This is a genomic window from Micromonospora sp. KC721 (genome assembly GCF_004348355.1).
Lineage (GTDB): Bacteria > Actinomycetota > Actinomycetes > Mycobacteriales > Micromonosporaceae > Micromonospora.
Genome location: NZ_SMJY01000248.1, coordinates 1 through 7,769, shown reverse-complemented (window position 1 = coordinate 7,769; position 7,769 = coordinate 1). Strand labels below are relative to the sequence as shown.

The 7,769-nt window shown below is 74.6% G+C and carries 5 protein-coding genes and 1 pseudogene; all 6 read right to left on the bottom strand.

The window, feature by feature from the left end; translation table 11 throughout:
• Window positions 1–1,348 (bottom strand): class I tRNA ligase family protein (locus tag E1182_RS27560; protein ID WP_165942738.1); only part of this gene is annotated, 1,348 nt, incomplete at its 3' end.
• 89 nt (window positions 1,349–1,437) lie between these two features.
• Window positions 1,438–3,027 (bottom strand): trypsin-like serine protease, encoded by a 1,590-nt coding sequence (locus E1182_RS27555; protein ID WP_132270662.1) that lies wholly within the window; start codon window positions 3,025–3,027, stop codon window positions 1,438–1,440.
• A gap of 150 nt (window positions 3,028–3,177) precedes the next feature.
• Window positions 3,178–5,052, bottom strand: a complete 1,875-nt coding sequence (locus E1182_RS27550; protein WP_132270661.1) for an ABC transporter ATP-binding protein — start codon at window positions 5,050–5,052, stop codon at window positions 3,178–3,180.
• Window positions 5,049–6,854, bottom strand: coding sequence for an ABC transporter ATP-binding protein (locus E1182_RS27545; protein WP_371687610.1), 1,806 nt, complete (start codon window positions 6,852–6,854; stop codon window positions 5,049–5,051). Before E1182_RS27545 ends, E1182_RS27550 begins: the two co-directional genes overlap by 4 nt.
• Window positions 6,854–7,402: a methylated-DNA--[protein]-cysteine S-methyltransferase gene (locus E1182_RS27540; RefSeq protein WP_132270660.1), complete on the bottom strand. Its 549-nt coding sequence runs from the start codon at window positions 7,400–7,402 to the stop codon at window positions 6,854–6,856. The genes E1182_RS27545 and E1182_RS27540 overlap by 1 nt, the downstream gene beginning before the upstream one ends.
• Window positions 7,399–7,769 (bottom strand): annotated as a pseudogene (locus tag E1182_RS27535) (DNA-3-methyladenine glycosylase 2 family protein); the annotation flags it as partial. The pseudogene E1182_RS27535 and the gene E1182_RS27540, both read right to left, overlap by 4 nt.

Sequence of the window (7,769 nt, the reverse complement as noted above, 5' to 3'; positions counted from 1 at the left end):
CCCAGTGGTCGTACCGGTGCTTCATGTGCTCCGGCACCCAGCGCAGTTCGCCGCCACGGGCCAGCAGCTCCTCCCGCAGGTGACCGTCCCGGCCGCCGTTGCGCAGATACCACTGCCGGGTGGAGACGATCTCCAACGGCCGGTCGCCCCGCTCGTAGAACTTGACCGGGTGGGTGATCGGAAGGGGCTCACCGACCAGCTCACCGGCGTCGGCCAGCATCCCGACCATTCTCGACCGGGCGGTGCTGACGCTCTGCCCGGCCAACGCCGCGTAGGGGTCGGCCGGCACGCCGGCCGGCGGCTCCGGCACCAGCCGACCGTCCCGACCGATCACCACCCGGGTCGCCAGGTCGAGATCCCGCCACCAGGTGACGTCGGTCAGGTCGCCGAACGTGCAGACCATCGCGATGCCGGTGCCCTTGGCCGGGTCCGCCAGCGGGTGCGCGCGCACCGGCACCTCAACCCCGAAGACCGGGGTACGCACGGCCGTGCCCACCAGGTCGGCGTACCGCTCGTCGTCGGGGTGGCAGACCAGCGCGACGCAGGCCGGCAGCAGCTCGGGCCGGGTGGTGTCGATCAGCACCTCGCGCCCGCCCGGCCCGGTGAACCGGAGCCGGTGGAACGCCCCCGGCCGTTCCCGGTCCTCCAGTTCCGCCTGGGCCACGGCGGTGGCGAAGCCGACGTCCCACAGGGTCGGCGCCTCGGTCTGGTACGCCTCGCCCCGGGCCAGGTTCCGCAGGAAGGCACGTTGACTGGCCGCCCGGGCGGCCCGCCCGATCGTGGTGTACGTCAGCGACCAGTCCACCGACAGCCCCAGCCGCCGCCACAGCGCCTCGAAGACCTGCTCGTCCTCGGCGGTGAGCCGTTCGCACAGCTCGACGAAGTTGCGCCGGGAGATCGAGGTCGGCTGCCGGCGTTGCTCCTCCGTGACCGGGGTGGTCGGTGGCTGCCAGGCCGGATCGTACGGCAGGGCCGGGTCGCAGCGCACCGCGTACACGTTCTGCACCCGCCGCTCGGTGGGCAGGCCGTTGTCGTCCCACCCCATCGGGTAGAAGACCGCCTTGCCGCGCATCCGCTGGAAGCGGGCCACCGTGTCGGTGTGCGTGTACGAGAAGACGTGCCCCATGTGCAGCTCGCCGGAGACGGTCGGCGGTGGGGTGTCGATGGAGAACACGTCGTCGCGGCGACCGCCCCGGCCGGAGGTGCCCGTCGCCGGTACGCGCGTCCTCGTCCGGTCGAACGCGTAGGTGCCGTCCTCCTGCCAGCGGCGCGCCCAGGTCGCCTCGAGCCCGTCCAGGGTGGGACGCTCGGGGACACCGCCGCGCGCCGTTCTCGCCGTGTCGGTCATCCGTCGATCCTAGGCAGCGGTGCCCTTTTGTGCCTTCGCGATTCGACCCGGCCCGGTTCCTAGCTCGGCTGCCCGCAGGGCGGAGGGAGTTACGGTCGGGTCGAGGAGCGGACGGGGGCGAGCAGGGGGCCCTGGGTGGCGATCTCGAAGCCCAGCCCGGTGCGGGCGTTCACCCGGTCCAGGATCAGGGACACCGGCGCGTAGACGTTCTTCTCGTTCGGGTTGGTGCACGGGCCGCTGCCCGGGTCGCCGGTGGACAGGATGCCCAGGGCCCTGCCGTTGGACTCGGTGAACAGCGGCCCGCCGCTGTCGCCGGGGCGGGCGCAGATCCGCACGTCGATGCCGCCGCTGGCCTTGCCGATGACCTCACCGCAGCGGGTCCCCGGCAGGTACCCGGCTCCCGCGCCCGAGTCGACGTACCGCTCGCCCGCCGTAGGCGTGTACGCCGACCCGGTGGCGCAGACCGTCGCGCCGACAAGCACCGCGCCGTACGGCGTGACCCCGGTGATCTTCACGTCGCGGCTGCCCCGGGTGGCGCAGCCCGAACTGTCCGGCACACACCAGTAGTTGACCAGGCTGGCCCGGTCGCCGCCGCCGCGCTTCGGGTACGCCCACCGCTTCAACGCCCCGGCCTGGTACGGGATGACCGCGTAGTCGTACGGGAAGGCGTTCTCGGCCAGCACCGGCGCGGTCGACTCGATGCCCACCGGCACCTTCGGCCCGAGGAACTGGTGCCAGGTCAGGTCGCGGTGCCGGTGGGTGGCGCTGGCCACGCAGTGCCCGGCGGTCAGCACGTGATACTCCCCGGAGCGGGACCGCACGTTGAACCCGCTGGTGCAGCCGCCGACCGTGCCGTTGTCCCGGGGGATGTCCAGCCGGATGCCGCCGCGCATCGGCGCTTCCGCGCAGTAGCGCGGGTCACACGCCTTCGGGACCGAACGGGCGTCGTAGCGGGCCTGCGTGCGTACCGGCACGTCCACCGCGCTGATCGCCTCGGCCAGCCGCGCCCCGAGCGCCGCCAACCCGTTGTCGGTGAGCACCACCACCTCGTTGGCCTTCTCGTCGACCAGCACGTCGACGCCGGCCCGCGCGCCGAGCGTGGTGGCCAGCCGGTCGGCCGCTTCGGCGAGTTGACGCAGCGAGTGGCGGGCCGGCACCACCGTCACGTGGCCGGCGTCCGGCAGGTCGGCGACCGCCGCCGCGACCGGGGCCGGGTCGGTGGCGGCGATGGTCAGCACGCCGCCGCCGTCCTGGTCCAGCCACATGCCGGCGTACCCGTCGGGGAACCGCTCGGCGAGCGTGCCGGCCAGCGGTGCGGCGAGTTCCTGGAGCGCGAGCCGGCGGGCCGCTTCGGCCGGGGACACCCGGTACCGCTCGGTGAGGTGGGCGACGGACGCGGGGGCGGCCCGCGCCACCTCCGCCGCGGGCCGGGCCGGCACGGTCATCGGCCGGCGCTCCGCCGTGGACTTGGGCGGTGTGCCCACCCGTCCGGCAGCGCGGGGTGCCACGCTCGGCGAACCGTCCACCGGTGTCGGCGTACCCGGTGCGGACCACTTCCCGGTGGCCGCCGTGGCGACCGGTGAACCGGTCTCGTCCTCTCCGGTCGTCGCGACCGTCGCCGCGCCGACCGTACCGATGACCAACGCTGCCGCGACAACTGCCTGTCGTCGGATCCGCACCCCGCACCTCCCCGTTTCGTCCGGTGGTGCCTGACCGCCGGCGCGCCCCGAGCCGGTCCGCACCGGCCGACGGGCACCGGCCCGGCCGACGGGGCCCGAGTCTAGCCGTCCAATAAATCGACGGGGGCCCCTGCGGCCGGCCGGCGGCGCTCAGATCAGCGAGGCCCGCCAGTGCCGGTGCAGGGCGGCGTACCGGCCACCGGCGGCGGACAGCCGGGCCGGCGGGCCGTCCTCCACGATCCGGCCGCCGTCGAGCACCAGCACCCGGTCGGCGGTCTCCACCGTGGAGAGCCGGTGCGCGATGATCAGCGCGGTACGGTCGCGCAGCACGGTGCCGAGCGCCCGCTGCACCAGCCGTTCGGTCGGCACATCCAGCGACGACGTCGCCTCGTCGAGGATCAGCACCCGCGGGTCGGCCAGGAACGCCCGGGCGAACGCGACGAGCTGCCGTTGCCCGGCGGAGAGCCGGCCACCGCGCCGGTGCACGTCGGTGGCGTACCCGTCGGGAAGGCCGACGATGAAGTCGTGCGCGCCGATCGCCCGCGCGGCGGCCTCCACCGCCGCGTCGTCGGCGGCGGGCCGGCCGAACCGGATGTTCTCCGCCACCGTGCCGTTGAACAGGTGGTTCTCCTGGGTGACCAGCACCACGGCCCGGCGCAGCGCGGCGTCGGCCAGGTCACGCAGGTCGACCCCGTCCAACTCCACCGTGCCGGTGTCCGGGTCGTGGAAGCGGGCCAGCAGCTTGGCGATCGTGGACTTGCCCGCGCCGGTCGGCCCGATCAACGCGACCGTCTGCCCGGCCGGCACCCGCAGCTCCAGCCCGGTCAGGATGGGAGCCTGCGGGCGGTAACCGAACGAGACGGCCCGGAACGACACCGCGCCGCGCTGCGGGCCGGCCGGCAGTGGCGTCGGTCGGGGCGGCTCCGGCACGCCGGGCGGCTCGTCCAGCACCCCGGCCAGCTTCTCCAGCGCCGCCGTGGCGGACTGGAGCGTGTTGTAGAACTGGCTCAGCTCCTGCATCGGCTCGAAGAAGCGGCGCAGGTAGAGCAGGAACGCGGCGAGCACCCCCACCTCCATGCCGCCGCCGAGCACCCGCCACCCGCCGTAGCCGAGCACCACCGCCACGGTGCCGTTCCCGATCACCTTGATCCCGGGGGAGTACGTGGCGATGAGCCGGAACCCGTACAGGTTGGCCCGCCGGTACTCGTCGTTCAACCCGTCGAAGATCTGCTGGTTGCGCTGTTCCCGACGGAACGCCTGCACGGCCCGGACGCCGCGCAGCGACTCCACGAAGTGGACGATCATCAGCGCCGCCGCGTCCCGGCTGCGCCGCCACGCGCCGGCCGAGGCCCGGGCGAACCAGCGGGACAACGCGAACAGGAACGGGAACGCCAGCAGGGCCACCGCCGCCAGCGGCAGGTCCAGCCAGAGCAGGACGGCGGCCACCGACACCACGGTCAGGGTGGCGGTCACCAGGCTGTCGATGCCGCCGTCGACCAGCTCGGCGATCGAGTCCAGGTCGCTGGTGAGGCGGGAGACCACCCGGCCGGAGGTGTAGCGCTCGTGGAAGCCGACACAGAGGCGGAGGAAGTGGCCGTACACCCGTTGGCGCAGGTCGAGTAGGACGGCCTGGCCGATCCGGGCGGAGAGGGCGAGGAAGCCGCGCCGGGCCGCGTACTCGGTGCCCGCCGCGACGGCGAAGGCCCCGGCGACGGCGGCCAGCGGGCCGGGATCGCCGGCCCGCAGCGGCGGCACGGCCCGGTCGATGCCGAGCATGACCAGGTACGGCCCGGCCATCGCGGCGGCGTTCTGGGCCAGCAGCAGCGCGGCGGCGAACCCCAGCCGGGCCCGGTGCGGGCGCAGCAGGTCACGCAGCAGCGCCCGGCTGCGGGCACGGAGCCGGGCCACCGCCTCCGGTGCGGTGTCCTCGGCGCGGCTGCGGTCGGCGTCCGGGTCGGTGGCCCGCCCCCGCCAGTGGGACGGGTCGACGCCGTCCGGGCGGGGGCGCGGCACCTCGCCGGTCACGACCGCACCAGGCCGTCCCGGCTCGCCGGTTCGGCGCAGAGCACCGCCCGGTACGCCGGAACCGTGGCCAGCAACTCGGAGTGGCGGCCTACGGCGGTGATCCGCCCGTCGTCGAGCAGCGCGACCCGGTCGGCCAGGGCGACCGTGGACGGCCGGTGCACCACCAGCAACGCGGTGGTGTCCCGCAGCACCCGTTTCAGGGCCGCCTCGACCAGCGCCTCGGTGTGCACGTCCAGCGCGGACAGCGGATCGTCCAGGACGAGCAGCGCCGGTCGGCCCAGCACCGCCCGGGCCAGCGCCAACCGCTGCCGCTGTCCACCGGAGAGCGACAGCCCCTGCTCGCCGACCCGGGTGGCCAGCCCCCACGGCAACTCGTACGCGAAGTCGGCCTGGGCCAGCGCGAGCGCCGCCCGGACCTCGTCCTCGCCGGCGTCCGGCCTTCCCAGGGTGAGGTTCTCCCACACCGACATGGAGAACAGGGTCGGTTCCTCGAACGCTGTGCCGACCAGCCGGCGCAGCGAGGACAGCCGCAGGTCGCGTAGGTCGTGCCCGTCCAGGGTGATCCGGCCGCCGGTCACCTCGTGCAGCCGGGGGACGAGGGAGAGCAGGGTGGTCTTGCCCACACCGGTCACGCCGACCAGCGCCAGCGTCTCACCGGGCTCGACGGTCAGCTCGATCTCCCGCAGCACCGGCGCGGCGGCACCGGGGTAGCGGAACGACACGCCCTCGAACCGGAGCCGGCCCCGGACCGCGTCCCGGGCCAGCGGGACCGCGTGCGGAGCGTCCACGATCGACGGCGGGGTGTCCAGCACCTCGTGGATCCGGTCGGCGGCGGTGGCCGCCTCCTGACCGTTGGCGATGATCCAGCCGAGTGACTGCACCGGCCAGATCAGCATGAGCTGGAGGCTGACGAAGGCGACCAGTTCACCGACGGTGAGCGTGCCCCGGGCGACCAGCGCCGTCCCGTACACCAGCACCACGCCGAGGGTCAGGTTGGGCACCAGGTCGAACAGCGCGGAGGTGCGGGCCAGCAGCCGGGCCTTGCCGACGCCGGTGTCGTGCAGCGCCCGCGCCCGGCCGGCGAACCGGTCGGCCAGCTCCGGCCCGCGCCCGTACGCCTTCACGGTGCGCAGCCCCTGCGCGGTCTCCTCGACCAGGGTGGCCACGTCGCCCTGCTGGTCCTGCATCCGCCGGGACGCCGCGTGGTAGTGCCGGGCGAACCGGCGGCTGATCAGGAACAGCGGTGCCGCGCTGGCGGCCACCAGCAGCCCCAGCGGCGCGTGCAGGCGCAGCAGCAGCGCCACCACGGCCAGGTAGGTGACCACGTTGAGCACCAGGAAGAGCAACCCGAAGGAGAGGAACCGGCGGATCACCGACAGGTCGCTGGTGACCCGCGAGAGCAGTTGGCCGGACTGCCACCGGTCGTGGAAGTCGACCGGCAGGCGTTGCAGGTGGGCGTAGACGTCGGTGCGGATCGCCGTCTCCATGCCGACCGAGGAGGAGGACTGCGTCCACCGCCGGATGAAGATCAGCGCCGCTTCGGCGAGCCCGAGCAGCAGGGCCAGGCCGCCGAGGCGGAGCAGGCCGGCCGGGTCGCGTTCCGCGACCGGCCCGTCGACCACCCGCTGGGTGAGCAGCGGCACCGCCAGGCTGGCCGCGGTGGCGGCCAGGCTGGCGAGCAGTAACCAGCAGAACTGGCCCGCGTACGGGCGCAGGTAGCGGCGCAGCCGCCAGAGGTTGCGCAGGGGGCGCAGGCCGGCGTCGACCCGTCGGGTGGGGTCGCCGTCGCGCAGCGCAGGCACTACCCGACGGTAGCGTCAATCGGGAGCATCGCCGGTGTCGGCTTGCTGTCAGAGTGCCGTTCGTGGCCGAGCAGCCACGTCTTGACCTGCAGTCCCCAGCGGTAGCCGCCGAGCGTGCCATCGGTGCGCAACACCCGGTGACAGGGGACGAAGAGGGCGGCGGCGTTGCGGGCGCAGGCGGCGGCGGCCGCGCGGACCGCCGCCGGCCGTCCGGCCCGGGCGGCGAAACCGGTGTATGTCACCGGCTCGCCGGCCGGCACGTCCCGCAGCACCTGCCAGGCGTGCGCCATGAACGCGCCGCCGGTGTGCTGCTGCACCGGCACCGGGTCGATGGCGGTGAGGTCGCCGTCCAGGTAGGACACGACGGCCCGGTTGACCGGCCCGAGGTCGCCGCGCGGGCGGAGGTCGCCGCGCAGGCCCGGGTGGACGAGGGGGAGCAGGGTCGCCGGGTCCGGGGTGAAACCGGCGGCGCGTACCGCCCCGTCGGGGCCGGCCAGCACGCTCAGCGGGCCGATCGGGGTGTCGATGACGGTGCTGTCGATGGTCATGCTGCTCTCCAGAGTCGGATCGTCGCGTACGAGCGCCAGGGGCGCCAGCGCTGCGAGTGGCTGTCCAGGGTCGAGGGGGCGTCGGGCAGGCCGAGGGCGGCGGCACCTCGGCCTGCCGCCAGGTCGGTGGTGAGCAGGACGTCCGGGTCGCCGAGGGCGCGCATGGCGACGTAGCCGGCGGTCCAGGCGCCGATTCCGGGGAGGGCGAGCAGCCGCCGTACCGTCTCCGGGCGGTTTCCGCCCGGGTCGAGCACCAGTTCCCCGGCGGCCACCGCGCGGGCGAGCGCCCGTACCGTCTCCCGTCGCCGCGTGGGCATCGCGAACGCCGAATCCGCCAGCCCCGCGATCTCCGCCGCCCCCGGAAACC

Excerpts from the sequence above, each read along its gene's own strand:
- E1182_RS27540 (WP_132270660.1), bottom strand. The coding sequence starts at position 7,402 with ATGACCATCGACAGCACCGTCATCGACACCCCGATCGGCCCGCTGAGC.